Below are 18,404 nucleotides of genomic sequence, written 5' to 3'. Positions count from 1 at the left end.
CAGCGCAGCTTTATCTGGAGCGATCTCAGGTGCCGTCGATGATGGCGGGTATCGTCGCAACGCGTTTTACCATAGCGTGATGGAGACCATGGTTAGCGGAGTTTCTGTGCATTACGCCGAGTACGGCAGTGGCACGCCGGTTCTCGCTCTGCACGGCGCCGGTGTGGATCATCGCGAGATCGCCGGTGCCCTTGAACCGATTTTCGACGACGTGCCTGGCTACCGGCGCCTGTATCCGGACCTGCCCGGGATGGGCCGGACCCCGGCGCCTGAGACGATCACGAGCAATGACGACGTCGTGGACATTCTGCTCGGCCTTATCGCCAGCACTATTGGTGATGAACCGTTTCTTATCGTGGGTCAGTCCTACGGCGGCTACCTGGCCCGTGCGATTGCGAGTCTGCGACCTGATCAGGCCGTCGGGCTGGCGCTAATCTGCCCTATTGGCCAACAGACGCGCGACGTGCCTCAGCACGAGGTCCTTGTTTCGTCGGTCCATCTGACCGGTTCACTCGACTCGGATCTCGAGGCTACTTACCGCAGCTACTTCGTTGTGCAGACGCCTGAAACGCTGCGTCGGTTCCAGGAGTATGTGGCCCCCGCAACGTCCCTGGCTGACGAGTCGAGCCTGATGCGGATCTTTTCGCACTGGGAGTTGCGGGATCGACCGGAAGCCGCGAAAGCCTATCCTCAACCGGTGTTGGTCGTTGCCGGGCGACAGGATGCCACCGCCGGGCACACAGGACCGTCGGAGCTGATCCTGCACTACCCACGCGCTACGTTGGCCGTACTCGACCGCGCCGGCCACGCCTTGATCCATGAGCAACCCAACCTCGTGCGAGCCCTTGCCGCCGACTGGCTCATGCGCGTGCGTGAGGCGTCAGACGACAAAAGCTAGCGGGCAGTGGCGCCCGCATGCGGACGGAATCCCTGTGTCATGGCTCCGCCGAACAAGGGCAAGGCGATGCGTCCGCGGCGTCCAACCGGCGTCATGCAATGCCCGGTAAGCAGCAAACCATCGCGACGGATTGCAGTTGGGCGGCCAGCGAAAGGACAATGGTGCCCATGACCGCCGTGACCCTCCTGGCCTTTGCCGGGCTGTGCCTGCTGCTTTCCGTTACCCCCGGCCCGGATACCTTCCTGGTGCTGAGGATCTCGCTGCAAAGTGCCGGGGCCGGCCTGGCGGCGGCGCTGGGCTCAGCTCTGGCATCCCTGGTCTGGGCCGCGCTGGTGGGAGTGGGGCTCGCCGCCGTGCTGGAGGACTCGGCGGAAGTGTTCCGTTGGCTGAAGATCGCAGGCGGGTTGTACTTGCTGTATCTGGGAATCTCGTCGCTGATCCGGGCGCGCCGCACAACTGCATCCCCGGCGGCCGGGCACGCTCCCCGCCGGAGCTACAGCCGAAGGACCGGCTTCGGCGCCGGTGCGTTCTCCACACTGCTCAACCCCAAGGTCGGCCTGTTCTACCTCGCCGTCGTGCCGCAGTTCATTCCACACGGCGGCAACACGCTGGACACAGCCATGGTGCTCGGTGCCATCGAAAGCGCCATTGGATTCCTCTACCTGGCGGCTGTAGCCGTCGCGGCAGCGAAGGCGATGGCCTGGCTGCAGCGCCCCCGGGTGAGCAGTTGGCTCGAACGCGGCAGCAGCGGCATCATCGCCGCGCTCGGCCTGGGTGTACTGGCATCCAGCACCAGCTCGTAGCGGCGCGCCGGACCTCGACGGACAGGTGCCGTTCCCTATCCGGTAGAACGCCAACCCGCTCAAGAGCCGAGCTGGCTATCCGTCTTCCTCCTCTGGACATTCAGTTGGCTCATTGACTCCGCGAATTTCACGAAAACGGCGGCCGGTCCTGAAGAGGACCGACCGCCGCCGAATGAAGATCAGGGTTGCATCAGGCCTTGGCCTTGCGCTTCACCCAGCCCCATACAGCCGTAGCCACCAGGAGCACCAGGCCGATGATGGCCAACCAGAGCAGACCCTTCACGGCGAAGCCAAGGATCGAAAGAATAAGCCAAATGATAAGCAGTGTGATTATTAGTCCCATACGGAAAGCCTAAGCCACCCAGGTGGCTGATTCCGAACGATCAGTGATCGTGGCGGAAGATGGCCACGGCTTCGCGGACCGCGTAGTAGACGATGACCATACCGGCCACGGGGTCGGCCCACCACCAACCGGCAAAGGTGTCCAGCAAGATACCGGCCAGCACTGCGGCCGCCAGAAGACCGTCGATAAACGTCACCTTGCCCTCTGCTATCAGAACGGGATTGCCCAGCGCCATGCCCGTGCGGGCCTTTCCGGCTGAGAGGGCGAACATGACCACTGCCGTGACAGCCGTCCAGATAATTCCGGCGGGGCTCGGCCGTGCGTGGTGCCCGGCCGCCAAGGCAAGTCCGGACTGGATGAGCAGATAGAGGGCCAGGGCAACGAACGCCCCGGCGATCAGCCTCAACGCAAACCGTTGACGCCGTTCCCCGGTCCCGGAGAGTTCCCAGATCACCACGGTGCTGGCACCGATCTCGATCAGGCTGTCCAAGCCGAAGCCGGCCAGCGCCACCGATCCGGCCGTGATGGAAGTGACGGCAAGAACTGCCACTCCGACGACGTTCCAGCCCAACGTGATGCCCTCAAGGATGAACCCGCGACGTCTCAGGCGCGCCATCTCAGGGCGCTTCAAAATTTCAGGCAGCATCTGTGCTCTCTTTCCCGGCGCCCCCGGCGTTTCCGGCGATGGGTGCCGGCAGGCCGGCCAGCCGTTGGATGACGGCAAGCCCGGCCGGGGTGCCCGGCCAATGCCGCCGCAAAGACTCCGGACCCGCGGAGCGGATCACGGAACGAAGAACCAGGGCCATGATGATCACGTCATCGGCATAGCCAATCAGCGGGAGGAAGTCCGGAACAAGATCCAGCGGCAAGAGCAGATATCCCAGCAAAAGCAACAGCTTGATCCGGGCGCCGCGGGATACCGCCGGGTCGGCCGCCAAACGCCTCAGCACGCGCAACACATCCGGCAGCAGCCGCAACGCGTCCCGCATACCCACCGTCTCCGGATGGGACCTCGCATAGACCCACAACCCCAGCAGAAGAACCGCGTAGACGCCAACGAGCCCGGCCAGGATACCCAGCGCCGTCTGCCACCACTGCACGGCCCCTACTCCCCGGCCTCAGGCAGGCCATGGCCTGCCGGGGCATGCAGAGTCGCGTAGACCTTCTCGGCGTACTCGTCGAATACAGCGGAGCACTCGCGCAACCGCTCGTCGGCGGCCTGCGCTTCCGGCAGTTCCAGAACGTCACGGCTTTTCAGATCACGGTACCAGCGCCGCAAGCGGTCCAGGCTCTGCTCTTCCTCTTCCAGCTCCGCCAGAGTGAACTTGCCGCTTCGGGTTTCCTTGGCGATTTCGGCCTCGAACGCCCCGCAATCGCCGGAGAATTCCTTCCACTCATCCAACCTGAGCTCCTCGAATGCCGAGCGCAGGCCTTCCACTCCCGCATCGCCGCTGCCCGGCGTGGGCAGGACAAGGACGCTGCCGGTTCCGCGGCCGGCCAGCTCCACGACCCTCGGCACGGCTTCCGAGAAGAACGGCGTGTCCGGAACGGTCCACACCCCTGAGGCCACTGGCGCAGCACCGATCCTCCGGAGCTCCCGCCACACACCGACCCTCGTCCGTGAGGCCTCACCAGTCAACCGGACAACAAGAACCAACCAATCCATGCGCCAATCATATACTGCTACAACAAGGTAAGTAACAGCTGTTACATCACCCACTGCCCTGGACGGCACAGATACCCGAGGGCCTCGGCCGGTACGTTCGGTCGGTCCGATGGAATCCCTTAGCCCTATCGGCCCGGTCTGAAAATACGGTAGCTCCGGGTGCCTTGGGATGGGACTTTCTGCCTGGCCCGAAGTGCAGGCCGCTTAGGCGGGTTCTGGATACCGACGGCGGAAACGATGCCCCCGAGGATGAGCAACACCGCCGTCACGGTCACCACCCGGTGAAATCCGTCGAGATCAAGTTTGCCGCCCATGACGAGGCCCACCAGCGCGATGCCGACCAGACCGGCAACCCTGCTGACGGCGTTATTCACTGCCGAACCGATACCTGCCTGCTGTTCCGGGACCGAACCGAGAATGGCGGCGGTTAGCGGCGCGACTGTCGCCGAGAGCCCGACTGCGAACAGGAGGATCCCGGGCATCAGCTGGGTCCAGTAATCGACCGGGATTTCCGACGCGAGCATCAGGAGATAGCCGCCCCCGGCGAGGGCAGGTCCGAAGGCCATGAACCACCTCGGCCCGAACCGCCCGGCCAGTGAGCCAAACCATGACGCCAAGAGGATGTTGACGAGGCTGACGGGAAGCAAGGCCAGAGCGGCCGACGTCGCCGGAAACCCGGCAACCTGCTGCAGGAAAAGCACGATGATGAACCCGCCGATCGACAGCGCGGCGTAGACGAAGGCCGTAGCCACGTTGCCTACGGCAAAGTTTCGGACGGAGAAGAGGCTGAGCGGCAGGAGCGGGTACTTCGCGGTCTTTTCCCGCCAAATGAACCCGGCGAGGCACAGGATGCCGAAGACGAAGGGCATCAGAATGAGGGGGCTCCCCCAGCCGTAGTTGCCCTGTTCGATCAACGCGTAGACCGGCCCCGCCAGCCCGAGCACACAGAGCACGGCACCCGCGTAGTCGATCCGCACGCCCTCCTTGCGAACATCCTTGACCCTCAACACGGCTAGCAAGTACAAGGTCACGGCAATGGGCAGGACGTTGATTCCGAAAATCCAACGCCAGCCCACCGAATCAACGAGCACTCCGCCGAGCAGGGGTCCCGCGATGAAAGCCACGGTTGTACCAGCAGTCCACTGGCCGATTGCCTTCGCCCGGGGCGCTTCGTCGAAGTTTGATGTGATCAGAGCCAGGGAACTGGGCACAAGCAAGGCGCCCGCGACGCCTTGAAGCGCCCTGGCCAGGACCAGCCAGTCCGCTGTCGGTGCCAGCGCACACATCACTGATGCCGCGCCGAACCCGATCAGGCCTGCCCGGAGAACGACAACCCGGCCCAGCAAATCAGAGAGCGAACCGGCGACAAGGATCAGTGAACCCAGGGTGATCAGGTAGGCATCGACAACCCACTGCTGCGTTGTCAGTCCGCCGCCCAGTTCACGGGAAATGGCCGGCAGCGCTACGTTGATGACGCTGCCGTCGAGAAACGACACAAAGGAAGCGAGAATCGCGATCCACAGCACGAGCCTCTGCGTACGCGCCGACGGTAGGGAACTCATCCTTCAAGCTACACCCGCCCCGGCGGTTGCCGGACTCACCTATGGAAGGACGTTCAGCCCGTCGCTCTGGCGACAGACGACGCCGTCGGCTCCGTTTACGAACTCGGCGTATCCTGGCGGCACCGGAGTATATTTTTATGTCTGGTCTCTGTCCCGCCGTTGCCCTATCGTTGGGGCACCGATTACATTCGACCGGCGGAGCTCCGCATCGGAGGTACATGATGGGAATCATCTCGTCTGGTTTTCATGGAAAACGGCGCACCGGCAATCCAGCGTTACCACCCGGCCAATACGAGACGCCAAGCTTTCCCGTACTGACGGCGGGCCCTGCACCTTATATCGCCCGGGCTGACTGGGAATTCTATATTACAACGGAGACTGGGCAGCGCCGCGCCTGGTCCTGGGATGAGCTCTTGGCGCTACCGCAGATTGATATCCGGACCGATATTCATTGCGTGACCAGCTGGTCCAAGCTGGGCACCTCGTGGCGCGGGGTGTCCCTGGACACCTTGTTCGCGGATGTGGAAACAACGTCCGAGTTCACTACCGCTCACTCCTACGGCGGCTATACGACCAATGTCCCGTTGCAGGACCTGCTGGACGGCCAGGCATGGGTGGCCTGGCAATTCGACGGTGAGCCATTGGAACGGGCCCACGGTGGCCCTGCCCGCCTGCTGATACCCCATCTGTACTTTTGGAAGAGTGCGAAGTGGATCAATGGCATCGAGCTGATGCCGCACGATGTTCCCGGCTTCTGGGAATCGAACGGGTACCACATCTATGGCGACCCGTGGCGCGAGGAGCGTTACTCATGAGGCAGGACAGATGAGCACCCTGTGGCGCGTCGCCGAGGTGATTCGTGGCGTTCCAGAAACGGAATCCTCCAGAACCATCGGCCTGCGCGTGGACGGGCTGAACGGCAACCTTGCCGGCCAGCACATCGATATCCGGCTCACGGCCGACGACGGATACACGGCAGTGCGGTCCTACTCAGTGGCCACGGCCGGCATGGACGAACTCCTGGAGATCACGGTCGACGAACTGGCCAACGGGGAGGTCTCCCCCTACCTGGTCAGAGACCTGATGGTCGGGGACCAATTGGAGATCCGGGGGCCTGTCGGCGGCTGGTTCGTCTGGCTTCCGACCGACCCCAACCCGGTTCAGCTGGTCGCCGGGGGATCCGGCATTGTCCCGCTCATGTCCATGATCCGCGCCCACGAGGCATCCGGGAATCCTTCACAGTTCCGGTTGCTGTACTCGCTGAAATCGCCCGAGGCAGGGTTCTATCGGGAGGAGCTGCTCACCTTGAACCAGGGATCTCCCAAGCTGACGGTCGACTATGTCTACACACGCAAAGTTCCGGAGGGCTGGCCAATGGCCCCGAAGCGACTCACCGCTGAAACACTGTTGGCAAGCATCCTGCCGGCGGACATGGCACCCGACATCTTCATCTGCGGTCAGACGATGTTTGTCGAAACGGTCACAGAGTGGATGGTGCAGGCGGGCTACCCGGCCTCCTCGATCAAGACCGAACGCTTTGGCGGAACGGGAGGAATACGGTGACTGGCAACAACGGCTCCGCTTCCCCTGGTGCTGAGGACCCGCGCCTCGAGGACCAGGACATCGCCGGGACCGCAGGCAATCCGATACCTCATCTTGACGGGAACGCGGCAGCAGGACCCTTGTGGGAACTGTTCCGCATCGACATCATTGCAGCGATCGGTCGGTGCAAGAATTGTGGCGCTGTCAGGGTCTTCGGGGAAGCAGCGGTCTATGCTGATGCCCCGGGAATGGTTGTGCGCTGCAGTTCCTGCGGGGGCGTCCTGCTGCGTCTCGTAGAGACTCCGACTAAATTCTGGCTCGATGTCAGCGGACTCAGCTACCTCCAGATCGACCGGGAGACCTAACGCGCTGCTCTGCTATCCGCACCCCGGCGTGCTCAAGACCGCAGGGGGCGTGAAGGGGTAGCCTGCGACGATGCTGAACACTCTCAACCCTTCATCATGGGAGCCAGTGGATCTGGAACAACGACACTCGGCCGGGCGATCGCCAACCAGTGGTCAGTACCTTTCCTCTAGTTATTTGATCAACGTGTCGCCAGTGCACGGTTAGGCTTGCAGTCATGGCGATCATCCACCAGGCAGAACTGCAGCCGACGAAACTTGAACTTCTCGCACAGTGGCTGCCCCGCCAGCCGTGGTTCACGCAACCCGGCACGGCAGCGCTGCACAAAGTAGGCTCCTACCGGTTCGACGACCCCGCCGGCGAGGTCGGCATAGAAACCATCATCGTGTCGGTGGGCAACTCCACTTTTCAAGTCCCACTCACGTACAGGGCCCAGCCCTTGGCCGGAGCGGAATCCTGGTTGGTCGGAACCATGCAGCACTCGGTTCTCGGCCCGAGGTGGGTTTACGATGCCTGCGCCGATCCAATCTACGTGGCAGCGCTGGCGGCGAGCATCATGCTGGGCCGGCCGCAGGCAGAGCAATACCTCCAAAAGGGGGAAAATCTGGAACTTCTGGCCCAGACGGTCTTCGTGCGAAGCACCGGACCGAAACTCGAGGCAGTCCCTGACGTCTCTTCAGCGGCACCGCGCGCCACCGACGCCGGCACCGCCATCGAGACTGCTGACCTTCACTTGCTTGTTATCCGGCGGCTGGACCTGGATGAGCAACCGGTCGGCCCGCTCGCTCTGACCGGCACCTGGGAAGGTCAGAAGGACAACGTCAAACTCGCCGCCTTAGTGATGCCTGACAGTTCCGCGGGTTAGGGGCGCCCCACTCCGTCCGTGTTCCGGGGTTGGGTATTGCCTTCCTGCCGTTCAGGCTGGATCCCGTGCTGTTCCCGCAGTTCGCGCCCGCGGCGAATGTCCTCTTCTTCGCGGGCCTGGAGCTTGTCGCTCTGTTTCGTGTCCCGTGGCGGCAATTGGATGGTCTCTTCGGCCTCAATGCCGGCCTGGAGTTGGCGTCCACGCTCCATCTCGGCGTCGAACTCGGCACCGAACAGCAACGACATGTTCAGGATCCAGAGCCACAGCAGCGAGATGATGACGCCGCCGATCGCACCATAGGTCTTCTCGTAGCTATTGAAGTTGGCCACATAGAAAGCGAAGGCCAGGGACGCCAGCAGGAAGATGACCAAGGCGATAGCGGAACCCAGGCTCATCCAGCGGAACTTGGGCTGCTTCACGTTCGGCGTAGCGTAGTAAAGGATGGCGATCGCCAGAATCACGAGCAACAGAATCACCGGCCACTTGAGAATGTTCCACGCCGTCAGGACGGCCCCGCCCAAGCCGATCGCGTTGCCGACGGCCTCGGCCACCGGCCCGCTCAGCACCAGCATGGCCGAAAGCACAAGAACGATCAGCACGGTGGCAATGGTGACGGCGAGCATCGTGCCCCGAAGTTTGATGAACGGCCGCCCCTCGTCAATTTCGTAGATCCGGTTCATTGCCCGGCCAAAGGCTCCGACATAGCCGGAGGCGGACCAGAGGGCGGTGAGGATGCCGAGTACCAGGGTGAGTCCGGCAGCGGAGGAACTGCTGAGCTGCTCGACTGGTTGTTTGATCGCCTGCACAGTTTCAGCAGGCGCGAAACCCTGGACGACCTCCAGAAGCGCGGACGTGGTCTTCTCTGCCTGCCCGAAGATGCCCAGCAAAGACACGAGTGCCAACAGCGCCGGGAAAATTGAGAGAACCGAATAGTAGGTCAGGGCTGCGGCGAGATCCGGGCACTGGTCCTTGGTGAACTCACGCAGGGTCTTCTTGGCGATGTACTTCCACGAGGGCTTAGTGACGTCGGCCGGGCTGTCCGGTTTACGGGAGTCGTCCGGGGCAGGTGCCGTCCGGGCCTTGGCGGTGCTGCTCTCGTCCGTTTCGGCGTCGGTCATGGATTCATTTTCTGCCTTGGTTGGGTTCTTGGCCATTGGAAATTCCTTCGTGGGGTTAAGGGAAATGGCCGGCCGCCCAGCGCATCAGCGAGGGCAGCCGGCCTTATTCAGACGCGGCCTCAGGCCTGCTGAACGTTGTCCTTGGCTTCGGCAGTCCGATCCTTGACGTCCTCCACAGCGGCCTGCCCGTCTGCCTTGAGGTGATCGGTTGCGTCCGCGGCAGTGGCCTTGACGTTCTCCATGGCTTCCTGGGCGGGCGCCTTGAGGCCTTCGGCTACTTGCTTGGCGGCGTCCGTCAGTTCCGTGGTGAGTGGCTCGGCCGCCGATTTGAGGGCATCAGCGGCTTCACGCTCCTTCTGGCTGGCCGGGATCAGGGAGGAAACGAGCAGGCCGGCACCAAAGGCGATCAGCCCGGCAGCCAGTGGGTTCCCCTGTGTCCTGTTCTTCAGCTGGCCCGGCGCGCCCGCAACTGCGGAGCCCGCGTCGCTCACATGCGAGCCGACGCTTCCGGTGGTGGAGTGGACGTGGTCGGCGGTGTGGTCTGCGGCTCCCATGACTTTATCCTTCACTCCGAAGACGGCGTCTTTGACGTTCTCTTTGACTCTGTCCGTCTGCCGCTGGACGATATGCGACGGCGTGACTTTGTCAGCGACGGCGTCCACGTTTGTGCCCAGGCGGGCACGGGTTGCTTCAATATCTGCTCGGATGACATCCGGGTTTTCACTCATCGTGTTTCCTCGCTGAATCTAGGAGTTGGGTTTTAGGGTGGGCGGGATTTCCTGGAGGGTTTCAGCCGTCCTCGGCATGCCCTTGATCGCGTTCAGTTCCTTGCGGCCCATGGCTGCCAGAACGGCGGCTACAACTGCCCAGATGACGGCGACAACAACGCCGGACCAGCCCAGTCCCATCACGATCCCCAGCGCCCACCAGAGCGCCAAAGACAGGAACAGGAGCACGAAATGGCCAGCGACGCCGGCGCCGGCGAGCATGCCGGTGCCTTTGCCTGCCCGGGTGGCGGACTGCTTAAGTTCGACCTTGGCCAGTTCCACTTCCTGTCGCATCAGGGTGGACATGTCCCGTGTGACCTCACCGAGAAGGTCACCCAGGGAAGTCGATTCAGCCTTCGCCTGCGCGGCTGTGGGAGGCATTTCGCTGCTCATCGACGGCCACCGTCAAAGGGGTCATCGCGCAGCGGATCAGCCTGCTGCAATGGCTCACCGGCCACGGACTCTGAGGACCGGCGGCCCTGCCCGGCGTCGCGGAGCGGATCGGGGGTTCCCATATCGGAGTCCAGCGGATTCGGCGGGTAGGTGTCGGCTAGGCCCGCCGTCGTGGTTTGCGGAGCGGGCATCTGTACCGGCGGCGGCGGAACCGCTACCCCGGTATCGGGGATCCGGCCGCCAGTGGACGTGCCCGTAGCGGTAGCGCCCGTCGCTTCGGGGGCGCCGGCGCTCAAGCTGCGGCTGAGACGCCCGGCCAGAACACCGGCTCCGGCCGCGAGCAGGAGGAAGGTTCCCGGGCGCTGGCGGGCAAAGGACTTAACCTCGGTCAGCAGCGAACCCGGATCCCGGCCATCGAGCCAGGACGCAACAGCGGAGGACCGCTCGGCAGCTTGGCGGACAAGGTCGGTGGCCACGCCGGGCTGGTCGGAGGCGGCAGCCATGGAATGCAGTTCGCCGGCGACGGACCGCAGACCTTCGGCGACCTTCTGCTGCTGGGTTCCTGCCTGCTCGGTGAGATCGGACTTGGCCTGATGAAGCAGGTCCCGGGCATTGGTCTTGACCTCGGCGGCAACGTTGACTGCCTCCGTCTTAGCCGTCTCGGCGACGTTCTGGGCAGCATCTGCCGCGTGCCGCGTTACGTCCGCAGCTTCGTCCTTGGCCGCTTCCTGTTTGGAGTCAGCGCGTCCCGTGCCTTGTGGGGGCACAACTCCAACGCCGGCGTACCGGTCCGGGGAAGCTTCGGGTGCTGCCTGGGCCCATGGGTTCTGTGTCATCGTTGCTCTCTTTCAGGAATGGTCCGCTTGGGATCGTGACTAGCGCTACCGGATGAAATTAGTAAGCACGGTTACTAACTAAATACTAAGCACACTTGCTATATGTCGCGCAAGGCCTCGATCGAAAATCGGACGGGCCGCCTCCCGCCCGTCTGGTGACGCGCGGCGCGCACTGCAAGCCGCGCGTGAAAAATAGTAAGCATACTTGCCAAAAAGGAGTCCGGCATGCATATGGTGGGGGTCCAGCGTCGGCGCTTTGTGCCGCCGTCGCAGGCAGCGTGACTTTCGTTGCCACCCAATCAGGAAGGTCGTCGTCGTGATCCTCGCCCGCGAGCCCCACGCCCGGGACGTTTACCGGCTTCTAACCGCAGCGGCCCGTTTAGTGCAACGCCTCCACGACGATGCCCTGGCGCCACTGGGATTGACGCGTGCCGCCGTCATCGCACTGGAAGCCGTGGCTCCCCGCCCCATGTACCAGGAACAGCTCGCCGCAAGAGTTCATGTCCAAAGCCAAACGCTCGGCCGCGTCCTTGCCCGGCTCGAGGACGCGGGTCTGGTCACCAGGACGCGCAACCCGGACGATCGACGCCAATTTCAGGTCGAGATTACCGACGCCGGCACAGCCGCACTGCAAGCAGCCTCCCAGGCTGAGCGCGCAGCCGTTCCTGCCGACTTCGACGGATGGGAGGCCCTGTCTGAGCAACTCGCCCGGTTTGTGGATTTCTTCCAGGCTCCACGGCCCGGCACCCAAGGCTCCACGAACGGGAACTCCAGGCTCCACGTGCCCTCCCCCGCCCAAGACGGCCTCAGGCGCCAATGAACTAGCCTCCCGCGGCTGGGTGCCTCTGGGCCTCCCCGCCCGGCGCCCACGGCCAGTCCCCGCTTCCATTGCCGTTCGGGCAGGCAAGGGGGCGAGCAAGACAGAAGGCCGCTGAGCCGGGTATTGCGCGTTACTATGCATGCTGATTAAATCGCCGATACGGCCGCATTCCACGACCGGTCTACCGAAAGGAAGTACAAAGATGGGAATTCTCGCTTTTCTCATTCTCGGGCTTATCGCCGGAGCTATCGCCAAGGCGATCCTTCCCGGCCGGCAGGGGGGCGGCTGGCTGATCACACTCGTTGTTGGCGTCGTGGGCGCAATCCTCGGAGGTTGGATCGGCTCGTTGATCTTCGGCGGAGGGCTCGCTGACTTCTTTGACCTGCGGACCTGGCTCCTCTCCATCCTCGGGGCCGTTATTGTGCTCCTGATCTATGGGGCTCTTGCCGGGCGCAGGACCAGGGCGTAGCAGCCTCGATCCTCCGGATGCAGGGTTGCCGCTGAGGGCGCCCTGCGACTTCTGCCAGACGGTTGCGGGCCGGCCCCGGAACACGCCGGGAGGAAACTCCCGGCGTTTCTCGGCCCGCGCCGCCGAGTGCAACCTCATGACGTTTCACCTCATGCCGGGCGCCCGCCCGCAGCGCCTCGTCGAGAACAAGCATTGAAAGCCTCCGGGCGCAGCTCCGGCGGCCGGTTCCGGCGTCGCAGTCGTTAGTGGTAGTCGCCAAAGCGGCAGAAGTCATTGCTCCGCGCGCATCCGCCACCATGCGACCAGAGATGCTAAACAGCAAGGAGATAGACATGGACAACCTATTCCGCCGCACGGGCATCGACGTGCCCGAACCAGTCCGGCGCTTCCTGCAAGGCGAGACGGACACCTGGCTCAGGGTCGAGGAATACCGGGACGGAAACACCTTGGTGGTCAGAACCGATATCCCCGGCATCGACCCGGACAAGGACATCGATATCACCGTCACCGAGGGCAACTTGAATATCGCTGCCCGGCGCACGGAACCCGCGCACAAGGATCAACCGGGTTACCGAAGCGAAGTGCGGTACGGCGAATATTCGCGAAGCGTCCCGCTGCCCCGCGGCGCGGACCCTGACACCGTCGAGGCCAGCTACATCGACGGTGTCTTGGAAATCCGCGCCCAAATCCCGGAGCAGTCCGGACCGTCCGCCACGAAAGTCCACGTCTCCCGCGGTGGAAACCAGTCACCGGAAGCACCAGAGAACTTCGTGACTTGAACGGCATTTCCGGCACTCGACTCGCCCGGCACCCACCAGCGACCGCGGGTGCCTTCTGGCAGGGCGAAGGGGGCCATCGGTATTGGTTCACCGATGCCCAGCCTCGCCGCGGCCTCCGCAGCCCCCGCCTCCGAAAATTGCCACAGAGCGGAAACCATCTCATGACTATCAAGATCAACGACGCGGCGCTGCGTCATGCTCGGCAGCTCATCAAGGACTCGAGGTTTGCCCGGGATACCCGTGACGATTGGAGCGAGCACGCGCCCGACGCTGAGACAGAAAATGCATTCATCGACAAGCACGGGTACAAGGAGTACGGCACGTGGCATCTGGGCGAAGACGCCGAGAAGACGCACGACACGAAGGGGCGCTACAGCTTTCCCTTCGGTGATTTCCGCCGGCTGCATCGCTGCGCGATTCTCGCCATCCAGAGCCGGGCCGCCCAGAATAACTACGATGACGTCGCCGCCGCAGCGAAGTCTCTGCTCGACGAACTGGACCAAGACTAGACCTGGTCCAGCACAATTCTCTCTCCGCCATCGCCTCGCGCAAGGACCCCACCTGTACGGCCCGGAATGCCCGCCGCGGGTGTCCTCACCGGGCCGTCTCTTGGGCGCCCGGGCTTCCCCACGCGCCCTCCGGCGGAGCCCAACCACCGGGAGCTCACCTATTCATAAGGGGGCTTCCTAATCTAACCGGGCTCGTGATATAACACGAAAAACGGCGCAGGAGAACTCCCTGCGCAACGGGACCGGTCCCAGCCTCCTCATCGAATGGCGGCGCATTCCATTGGACATTTCCCACCGGCTCCAAGCCGGACTGGCGGTGGCGACAACGTTCATCCCCAGTCTGCGCTCCCTTTCGACTTCAGGCCCCCGCTCGCGAAGGTCTCGCGCAGGACCCCAACCTTGCCAGAACTGCGGGTCGGCCTCGGAAAACCTCAGCTGAGCGCACTGCCGACTAATCATCGCCCCCTCCCGTGGTTCGCATTGCCGCGTACGCTTCCCAAGCACCGGACAGCACCAAAGCGACCTGTCCGGTACCGGTCGGGCGACCCATCAAGGGCTCCCGATCGGACCCACTATTTCAACCTAAGAGATCCAAGGAGACGTCATGCTCACCACCGAACAAATTGACCGTCTGCTCAGCCAAGGCGCAAATGTCCTGTCGGGAGACGGAGAAAAGATCGGCTCCATCGGCCAGGTGTTCGTAGACAACGAAGCCGGCCAGCCCAGCTGGGTAACCGTCCGTACGGGCCTGTTCGGGATGTCCGAATCATTTGTTCCCCTCGAGGGTGCTCGGCTGGAGGGCAATGACATCGTCGTCCCGTACAACAAAAATCAGGTCAAGGACGCGCCAAGGATCGACGCCGATCGGCCTCTGGAGCCTGCCGAGGAAGACCGGCTCTACCAGCATTACCGGATGGACAGCGGACGCGCCCACACCGACGCGGATACAGCTGACGAAGCATCCGCCACACGACAGGACGCCTCCAGAACGGACCGCGCCGAGACCCGCGACGCCACCAGCCCAGCGGGATACGGCACAACGACACCCACCACCGACGCCGCAACGCCACCCACGACACGGCAGGACACCCCCGAAACCGACCGCGCCCAAACCCGCGACGCCACCGGCACAGGGGGATACGGCACAGCGTCAACCACCACCGACGCCGCAACACCACCGACGACACGACAGGACACCACCGGAACCGACCGCGCCCAAACCCGCGACGCCACCAGCCCAGCGGGATACGGCACAGCGTCACCCACCACCGACGCCGCAACGCCACCCACGACACGGCAGGAAACCCCCGAAACCGACCGCGCCGAAACCCGCGACGCCGCCGGCACAGCCGGATACGGCACCACCACGCCGGCCACCGACACCGCCCCTACCCCAGCCACACCACAGGACACCGATAAGGACCGCGCCGAAACCCGCGACGCCACGGGCCGGGGGCGCCTGCGCAAATACGTCACGACGGAAACCGTCACCAGGACGGTGCCAGTGCAGCGCGAAGAGGTTCGTATCGAGCGGGAACCGATTGCCGAGGAAGACCGCGACGAGGTCTCGAACCGTCCGGCCAGCGACGACGAGGTAATCCTTCACGAAGAGCGAGTCATAGTGACCAAGGAGACCGTCCCGGTTGAACGGGTCCGCATCGTTACTGAAACGGTCGCAGATGAAGTCACCATCCGTGAGAAGGTCCACAAGGAACACTTTGACGGCGAGGACAGCGAGGGATCAGAGGGCTCCGAGGGAACCGACGCCAGCCGCGGCTGAACATGCGGATTGTTTTAGATGCCCGGGGCAAGGGCTGCGACCCATAGCCCCGGGCATTTTGTTGTCGGAACGGGGGTGCGAGCGATTGGTGGCCCCCCGGCCACACCCCTCGGCCGGTTGGATTAACTGGATCCCCTGCCCACCGGTACGGCTATGGCCTCTCGCCTGCGGCAGTGCCAGTATGTTGGGAATCAGGCTGAACCACGGAGCCTGGCTCCGGGCGGAAAGGACTCGAGGTCATGACCTACATCAACAACTTCGGCGATGTGGGGCGCGGCGACGTCGCCGTGGCAGGCGGCAAGGGCGTCGGACTGGGCGGCCTCAGCCAGGGAGGGCTCCCGGTCCCGCCGGGGTTCGTGCTGAACGCCGCAGCCTACGCGGATTATGTGGCTGCCAACCATCTCGAGGCCGGCATCCATGAACTGGCTGTACTGTCGCCGCACGCGGCGCCACAGGAGTACGAGGAAGCCTCGAAACGGATCCGCGCCCTTTTCACCAGCGGCACCATGCCGCACGCCATCGCGGCGGAGCTCGGCGCCGCCTACGGCAGGCTCGGCGACGGAGGCACAGCCGTGGCGGTGCGCTCCTCCGCCACGGCCGAGGACCTCGCCTCAGCCAGCTTCGCCGGGCAACAGGAAACCTACCTCAACGTCCGGGGGACGGAGGCTGTGGCCGCGGCCGTGACCGAGTGCTGGGCCTCCCTGTGGACGGCGCGTGCCATGGCCTACCGCGCCCGTGAAGGCATCGACCCGGACACGGTGCGCCTCGCCGTCGTGGTCCAACAGATGGTCGACGCCGAGGCCGCCGGGGTGATGTTCACCGCCAATCCGGCCAACGGGCGCCGCGACCAGACGGTGATCAGTGCCGCGTGGGGCCTGGGCGAGTCCGTTGTCAGCGGATCGGTCACCACGGACGACGTCGTCGTGGAAGCGGGGACGGGCCGTGTGCTGTCGCGCCGGACAGCTGACAAGGAGGTCATGACCGTCTACGCGGAGCGCGGCACCCTGGAGCAGCCGGTGACGGCGACGCGCCGCCGGCAGGCCGTATTGGACGACCCGGCGGCGGCTGAGCTGGCCGGCTACGGAACACGGATCGCGGAGCATTTCGGGACGCCGCAGGACATCGAGTGGGCACGCGCCGGTGGCGAGTTCTTCATCCTGCAATCCCGGCCCATCACCGCTCTGCCCGAACCGGCAGCCGACATCCCGGACACCTGGCCGGTGCCCTACCGGCACGGGCTCTACTTCCGGGCAAGCATCGTTGAACAGCTGCCCGATCCGCTCTCACCGCTGTTCGCCGACCTCATTGACGGCTCGGTGTCACGGTCGCTGAGGGCCCTGATGGCCGGCGCCGTCGGCAAGGAGGTCATCCGCGAGGACGACGTCGGGCTGCCCACTATCAACGGCTACGCCTATTACTACTACCGCAACTCGGGAATGTGGCGGGTGATGGGCAAGTCGCTGACGGCGATGCGTGCGCTGGCCCGTGGCAAGGCGCATATGGGAGTGGCCGGCTGGCGGGAATTTTCGCATCCCCGCTACGAGCAGGTGATCAAGGACTGGTCCGCGAAGCCCGTCGGGGATCTCTCCGGAGAGGAACTGCTGGCGGGTGTTCAGACGCTGCTTGACGCCGGCACGGTGTACTACACGGCCGTGCAGTCCATCATTCCGATCGCCGCAACAAGCGAAATCTCCTTCCGGGCCTACTACGACAAGTTCGTTCGGCGCGACGGCGATCCCCCCGCCCAGACCTTCCTCCTTGGTTACGACAGCGAACCCATCCGCGCAGAGAAGTCGCTATACGACCTCGCAGCCTGGGCCCGGGACGTCCCGGGGCTGGCCCCGGCGATCCTCAACGCCCCCACCGCTGCGCTGGCCGGGCCGCAACGCACCGGGTCCACGCCTGCCGGAGTGGACCCGGCACCCTGGCAGCAATGGCAGGCCCGCTTCCAGGAGCACCTCGGCCGGTTCGGCCATGCGGTCTATAACCTGGACTTCGTCAGTCCGGTGCCTGCTGACGATCCCTCGCCGCTGCTGGAGACCGTGAAGTTTTACCTGCGGGGACATGGCAATGACCCATACGAGCGCCAGCGGCTCTCGGCCGCCCGCCGCGAAGATGAAACCAGCCAAATCATCGCCCGGCTCGGGCCGCGGCGCCGGGCCGCATTCCTCCGGCTGCTTCGGTGGGCGCAAAATGCGGCTCCGATCCGCGAGGACGCCCTTGCCGACGTCGGACTGGCGTGGCCGCTGCTGCGGCGGATGCTGTTCGAGCTCGGACGACGGCTCGTCGGCTCCGCTGTCATCGCCGAGCCCGCCGACGTGTTCTGGCTGCGCCACCGGGAGTTGCGCAGCGCCGTCGAGTTCGGCCTTGCCGGGTCGGGCACACCGGCAGCCGTGGCAATTACCGGGGCAGACCGGCCCGTCCGCGCCGGCGCCGTCGAGGGGCGCAAGATGCTGTGGCGGGGCCAGGCCAAGGCCGCTGCCCCGCAGCTGTTGCCGGAGAGCCGGTGGATGGAGCGGGCCTTCGGCTCAATGATGCCGGCAGGCCCACAGGATCAGCTCGGCGACGCCATCAAGGGCGTCGGCGCCAGCGCGGGCCGGGTCACCGCCCCGGCCCGCGTCCTGAGGGGCCCGCAGGATTTCGGCCTGATGGAGCCCGGGGAAGTCCTGGTAGCCCGCATCACCACCCCGGCCTGGACCTCGCTGTTCGCGATGGCCTCCGCCGTGGTGACCGACGTCGGCGGGCCGTTGAGCCACAGCTCGATCGTGGCCCGCGAGTACGGCATCCCGGCCGTGCTTGGCACAGGCGTGGCCACCCAGCGGCTCACCAGCGGCCAACGGATCCGCGTTGACGGCGACGCCGGCACCGTCACGGTCGCAGACTGACCGCGT

The 18,404-nt window shown here is 64.5% G+C and carries 21 protein-coding genes; 12 read left to right on the top strand and 9 right to left on the bottom strand.

All coding sequences use genetic code 11. From position 1 onward, the window contains the following. Nucleotides 1-79: 79 nt before the first annotated feature. Both AC1DBX_RS02060 and AC1DBX_RS02055 read left to right on the top strand, forming a co-directional pair. Nucleotides 80-898: an alpha/beta fold hydrolase gene (locus AC1DBX_RS02060; protein ID WP_476930959.1), complete on the top strand. Its 819-nt coding sequence runs from the start codon at nucleotides 80-82 to the stop codon at nucleotides 896-898. Between the two features lie 167 nt (nucleotides 899-1,065). Further along, nucleotides 1,066-1,701 (top strand): LysE family translocator, encoded by a 636-nt coding sequence (locus tag AC1DBX_RS02055; protein ID WP_476849211.1) that lies wholly within the window; start codon nucleotides 1,066-1,068, stop codon nucleotides 1,699-1,701. A 190-nt stretch (nucleotides 1,702-1,891) separates the two neighbouring features. Here the strand turns inward: AC1DBX_RS02055 and AC1DBX_RS02050 are convergent, their stop codons facing one another. From AC1DBX_RS02050 to AC1DBX_RS02030, 5 genes are all read right to left on the bottom strand, one after another. Continuing rightward, nucleotides 1,892-2,044 (bottom strand): LPXTG cell wall anchor domain-containing protein, encoded by a 153-nt coding sequence (locus AC1DBX_RS02050; protein ID WP_028276278.1) that lies wholly within the window; start codon nucleotides 2,042-2,044, stop codon nucleotides 1,892-1,894. Between the two features lie 40 nt (nucleotides 2,045-2,084). Further along, nucleotides 2,085-2,660 carry a cation efflux transmembrane domain-containing protein gene (locus tag AC1DBX_RS02045; RefSeq protein ID WP_230009188.1) on the bottom strand — a complete coding sequence of 192 codons (576 nt, stop codon included), beginning with the start codon at nucleotides 2,658-2,660 and terminating at the stop codon, nucleotides 2,085-2,087. Nucleotides 2,661-2,679: 19 nt separating this feature from the next. Further along, nucleotides 2,680-3,144 (bottom strand): DUF1232 domain-containing protein, encoded by a 465-nt coding sequence (locus AC1DBX_RS02040; RefSeq protein ID WP_476886507.1) that lies wholly within the window; start codon nucleotides 3,142-3,144, stop codon nucleotides 2,680-2,682. A 5-nt stretch (nucleotides 3,145-3,149) separates the two neighbouring features. After that, complete coding sequence (locus AC1DBX_RS02035) at nucleotides 3,150-3,710, bottom strand: Chromate resistance protein ChrB (RefSeq protein WP_476849213.1); 561 nt, start codon at nucleotides 3,708-3,710, stop codon at nucleotides 3,150-3,152. A gap of 125 nt (nucleotides 3,711-3,835) precedes the next feature. After that, nucleotides 3,836-5,272 carry an MFS transporter gene (locus AC1DBX_RS02030; protein WP_476930958.1) on the bottom strand — a complete coding sequence of 479 codons (1,437 nt, stop codon included), beginning with the start codon at nucleotides 5,270-5,272 and terminating at the stop codon, nucleotides 3,836-3,838. Between the two features lie 221 nt (nucleotides 5,273-5,493). Here AC1DBX_RS02030 and AC1DBX_RS02025 point away from each other — a divergent pair, with 221 nt between their 5' ends. From AC1DBX_RS02025 to AC1DBX_RS02010, 4 genes are all read left to right on the top strand, one after another. Next, nucleotides 5,494-6,087 (top strand): sulfite oxidase-like oxidoreductase, encoded by a 594-nt coding sequence (locus tag AC1DBX_RS02025; protein ID WP_476931044.1) that lies wholly within the window; start codon nucleotides 5,494-5,496, stop codon nucleotides 6,085-6,087. 10 nt (nucleotides 6,088-6,097) lie between these two features. After that, the gene (locus tag AC1DBX_RS02020) at nucleotides 6,098-6,835 is read left to right on the top strand and encodes an FAD-binding oxidoreductase (protein ID WP_476930957.1); all 738 of its coding nucleotides are present in this window, start codon (nucleotides 6,098-6,100) and stop codon (nucleotides 6,833-6,835) included. Beyond that, entirely contained in the window at nucleotides 6,832-7,179 is a 348-nt protein-coding gene (locus AC1DBX_RS02015) for a DUF6510 family protein (RefSeq protein ID WP_243177459.1), read from the top strand. The genes AC1DBX_RS02020 and AC1DBX_RS02015 overlap by 4 nt, the downstream gene beginning before the upstream one ends. Before the next feature lie 215 nt (nucleotides 7,180-7,394). Beyond that, the gene (locus AC1DBX_RS02010; RefSeq protein WP_476849217.1) at nucleotides 7,395-8,042 is read left to right on the top strand and encodes a CG0192-related protein; all 648 of its coding nucleotides are present in this window, start codon (nucleotides 7,395-7,397) and stop codon (nucleotides 8,040-8,042) included. Here AC1DBX_RS02010 and AC1DBX_RS02005 read toward each other — a convergent pair. From AC1DBX_RS02005 to AC1DBX_RS01990, 4 genes are all read right to left on the bottom strand, one after another. Beyond that, complete coding sequence (locus AC1DBX_RS02005; RefSeq protein ID WP_476849218.1) at nucleotides 8,039-9,196, bottom strand: YihY/virulence factor BrkB family protein; 1,158 nt, start codon at nucleotides 9,194-9,196, stop codon at nucleotides 8,039-8,041. The two genes, AC1DBX_RS02010 and AC1DBX_RS02005, sit on opposite strands and share 4 nt — an antisense overlap. Nucleotides 9,197-9,279: 83 nt before the next feature. Further along, a complete protein-coding gene (locus AC1DBX_RS02000) occupies nucleotides 9,280-9,888 on the bottom strand; it encodes a DUF3618 domain-containing protein (protein WP_476849219.1) in 609 nt (202 codons plus the stop codon). A gap of 18 nt (nucleotides 9,889-9,906) precedes the next feature. Next, entirely contained in the window at nucleotides 9,907-10,308 is a 402-nt protein-coding gene (locus AC1DBX_RS01995; protein ID WP_043435594.1) for a phage holin family protein, read from the bottom strand. 8 nt (nucleotides 10,309-10,316) lie between these two features. Beyond that, nucleotides 10,317-11,156: a hypothetical protein gene (locus AC1DBX_RS01990; RefSeq protein ID WP_476849220.1), complete on the bottom strand. Its 840-nt coding sequence runs from the start codon at nucleotides 11,154-11,156 to the stop codon at nucleotides 10,317-10,319. Nucleotides 11,157-11,472: 316 nt separating this feature from the next. Here AC1DBX_RS01990 and AC1DBX_RS01985 point away from each other — a divergent pair, with 316 nt between their 5' ends. The 6 genes from AC1DBX_RS01985 (at nucleotide 11,473) to AC1DBX_RS01960 (ending at nucleotide 18,398) form a co-directional block, all read left to right on the top strand. Beyond that, on the top strand, nucleotides 11,473-11,976 hold the full coding sequence (locus tag AC1DBX_RS01985) for a MarR family winged helix-turn-helix transcriptional regulator (protein ID WP_476849221.1): 504 nt from the start codon (nucleotides 11,473-11,475) through the stop codon (nucleotides 11,974-11,976). A 202-nt stretch (nucleotides 11,977-12,178) separates the two neighbouring features. Continuing rightward, entirely contained in the window at nucleotides 12,179-12,445 is a 267-nt protein-coding gene (locus AC1DBX_RS01980) for a GlsB/YeaQ/YmgE family stress response membrane protein (protein WP_018773045.1), read from the top strand. Between the two features lie 332 nt (nucleotides 12,446-12,777). Then, nucleotides 12,778-13,224, top strand: coding sequence for an Hsp20/alpha crystallin family protein (locus AC1DBX_RS01975; RefSeq protein ID WP_476849222.1), 447 nt, complete (start codon nucleotides 12,778-12,780; stop codon nucleotides 13,222-13,224). 161 nt (nucleotides 13,225-13,385) lie between these two features. Beyond that, on the top strand, nucleotides 13,386-13,733 hold the full coding sequence (locus tag AC1DBX_RS01970; RefSeq protein ID WP_476849223.1) for a hypothetical protein: 348 nt from the start codon (nucleotides 13,386-13,388) through the stop codon (nucleotides 13,731-13,733). Between the two features lie 604 nt (nucleotides 13,734-14,337). After that, the gene (locus AC1DBX_RS01965; protein ID WP_476930956.1) at nucleotides 14,338-15,513 is read left to right on the top strand and encodes a PRC and DUF2382 domain-containing protein; all 1,176 of its coding nucleotides are present in this window, start codon (nucleotides 14,338-14,340) and stop codon (nucleotides 15,511-15,513) included. Between the two features lie 239 nt (nucleotides 15,514-15,752). Then, a complete protein-coding gene (locus AC1DBX_RS01960) occupies nucleotides 15,753-18,398 on the top strand; it encodes a PEP/pyruvate-binding domain-containing protein (RefSeq protein WP_476930955.1) in 2,646 nt (881 codons plus the stop codon). Nucleotides 18,399-18,404 lie beyond the last annotated feature (6 nt).

It is taken from the genome of Arthrobacter sp. 10N44_2 (assembly GCF_056394385.1).
This window is presented reverse-complemented; position numbering and strand designations above follow the sequence as displayed.

What these genes read in the sequence shown, in the direction of transcription:
- AC1DBX_RS02050 (WP_028276278.1), bottom strand. Translation starts at nt 2,044, where the DNA reads ATGGGACTAATAATCACACTGCTTATCATTTGGCTTATTCTTTCGATC.
- AC1DBX_RS02010 (WP_476849217.1), top strand. Translation starts at nt 7,395, where the DNA reads ATGGCGATCATCCACCAGGCAGAACTGCAGCCGACGAAACTTGAACTT.
- AC1DBX_RS01975 (WP_476849222.1), top strand. Translation starts at nt 12,778, where the DNA reads ATGGACAACCTATTCCGCCGCACGGGCATCGACGTGCCCGAACCAGTC.
- AC1DBX_RS02005 (WP_476849218.1), bottom strand. Translation starts at nt 9,196, where the DNA reads ATGGCCAAGAACCCAACCAAGGCAGAAAATGAATCCATGACCGACGCC.
- AC1DBX_RS01965 (WP_476930956.1), top strand. Translation starts at nt 14,338, where the DNA reads ATGCTCACCACCGAACAAATTGACCGTCTGCTCAGCCAAGGCGCAAAT.
- AC1DBX_RS02045 (WP_230009188.1), bottom strand. Translation starts at nt 2,660, where the DNA reads ATGGCGCGCCTGAGACGTCGCGGGTTCATCCTTGAGGGCATCACGTTG.
- AC1DBX_RS01980 (WP_018773045.1), top strand. Translation starts at nt 12,179, where the DNA reads ATGGGAATTCTCGCTTTTCTCATTCTCGGGCTTATCGCCGGAGCTATC.
- AC1DBX_RS01995 (WP_043435594.1), bottom strand. Translation starts at nt 10,308, where the DNA reads ATGCCTCCCACAGCCGCGCAGGCGAAGGCTGAATCGACTTCCCTGGGT.
- AC1DBX_RS02030 (WP_476930958.1), bottom strand. Translation starts at nt 5,272, where the DNA reads ATGAGTTCCCTACCGTCGGCGCGTACGCAGAGGCTCGTGCTGTGGATC.
- AC1DBX_RS02000 (WP_476849219.1), bottom strand. Translation starts at nt 9,888, where the DNA reads ATGAGTGAAAACCCGGATGTCATCCGAGCAGATATTGAAGCAACCCGT.
- AC1DBX_RS02020 (WP_476930957.1), top strand. Translation starts at nt 6,098, where the DNA reads ATGAGCACCCTGTGGCGCGTCGCCGAGGTGATTCGTGGCGTTCCAGAA.
- AC1DBX_RS01970 (WP_476849223.1), top strand. Translation starts at nt 13,386, where the DNA reads ATGACTATCAAGATCAACGACGCGGCGCTGCGTCATGCTCGGCAGCTC.
- AC1DBX_RS02025 (WP_476931044.1), top strand. Translation starts at nt 5,494, where the DNA reads ATGGGAATCATCTCGTCTGGTTTTCATGGAAAACGGCGCACCGGCAAT.
- AC1DBX_RS02055 (WP_476849211.1), top strand. Translation starts at nt 1,066, where the DNA reads ATGACCGCCGTGACCCTCCTGGCCTTTGCCGGGCTGTGCCTGCTGCTT.
- AC1DBX_RS02060 (WP_476930959.1), top strand. Translation starts at nt 80, where the DNA reads ATGGAGACCATGGTTAGCGGAGTTTCTGTGCATTACGCCGAGTACGGC.
- AC1DBX_RS01990 (WP_476849220.1), bottom strand. Translation starts at nt 11,156, where the DNA reads ATGACACAGAACCCATGGGCCCAGGCAGCACCCGAAGCTTCCCCGGAC.
- AC1DBX_RS02035 (WP_476849213.1), bottom strand. Translation starts at nt 3,710, where the DNA reads ATGGATTGGTTGGTTCTTGTTGTCCGGTTGACTGGTGAGGCCTCACGG.
- AC1DBX_RS01960 (WP_476930955.1), top strand. Translation starts at nt 15,753, where the DNA reads ATGACCTACATCAACAACTTCGGCGATGTGGGGCGCGGCGACGTCGCC.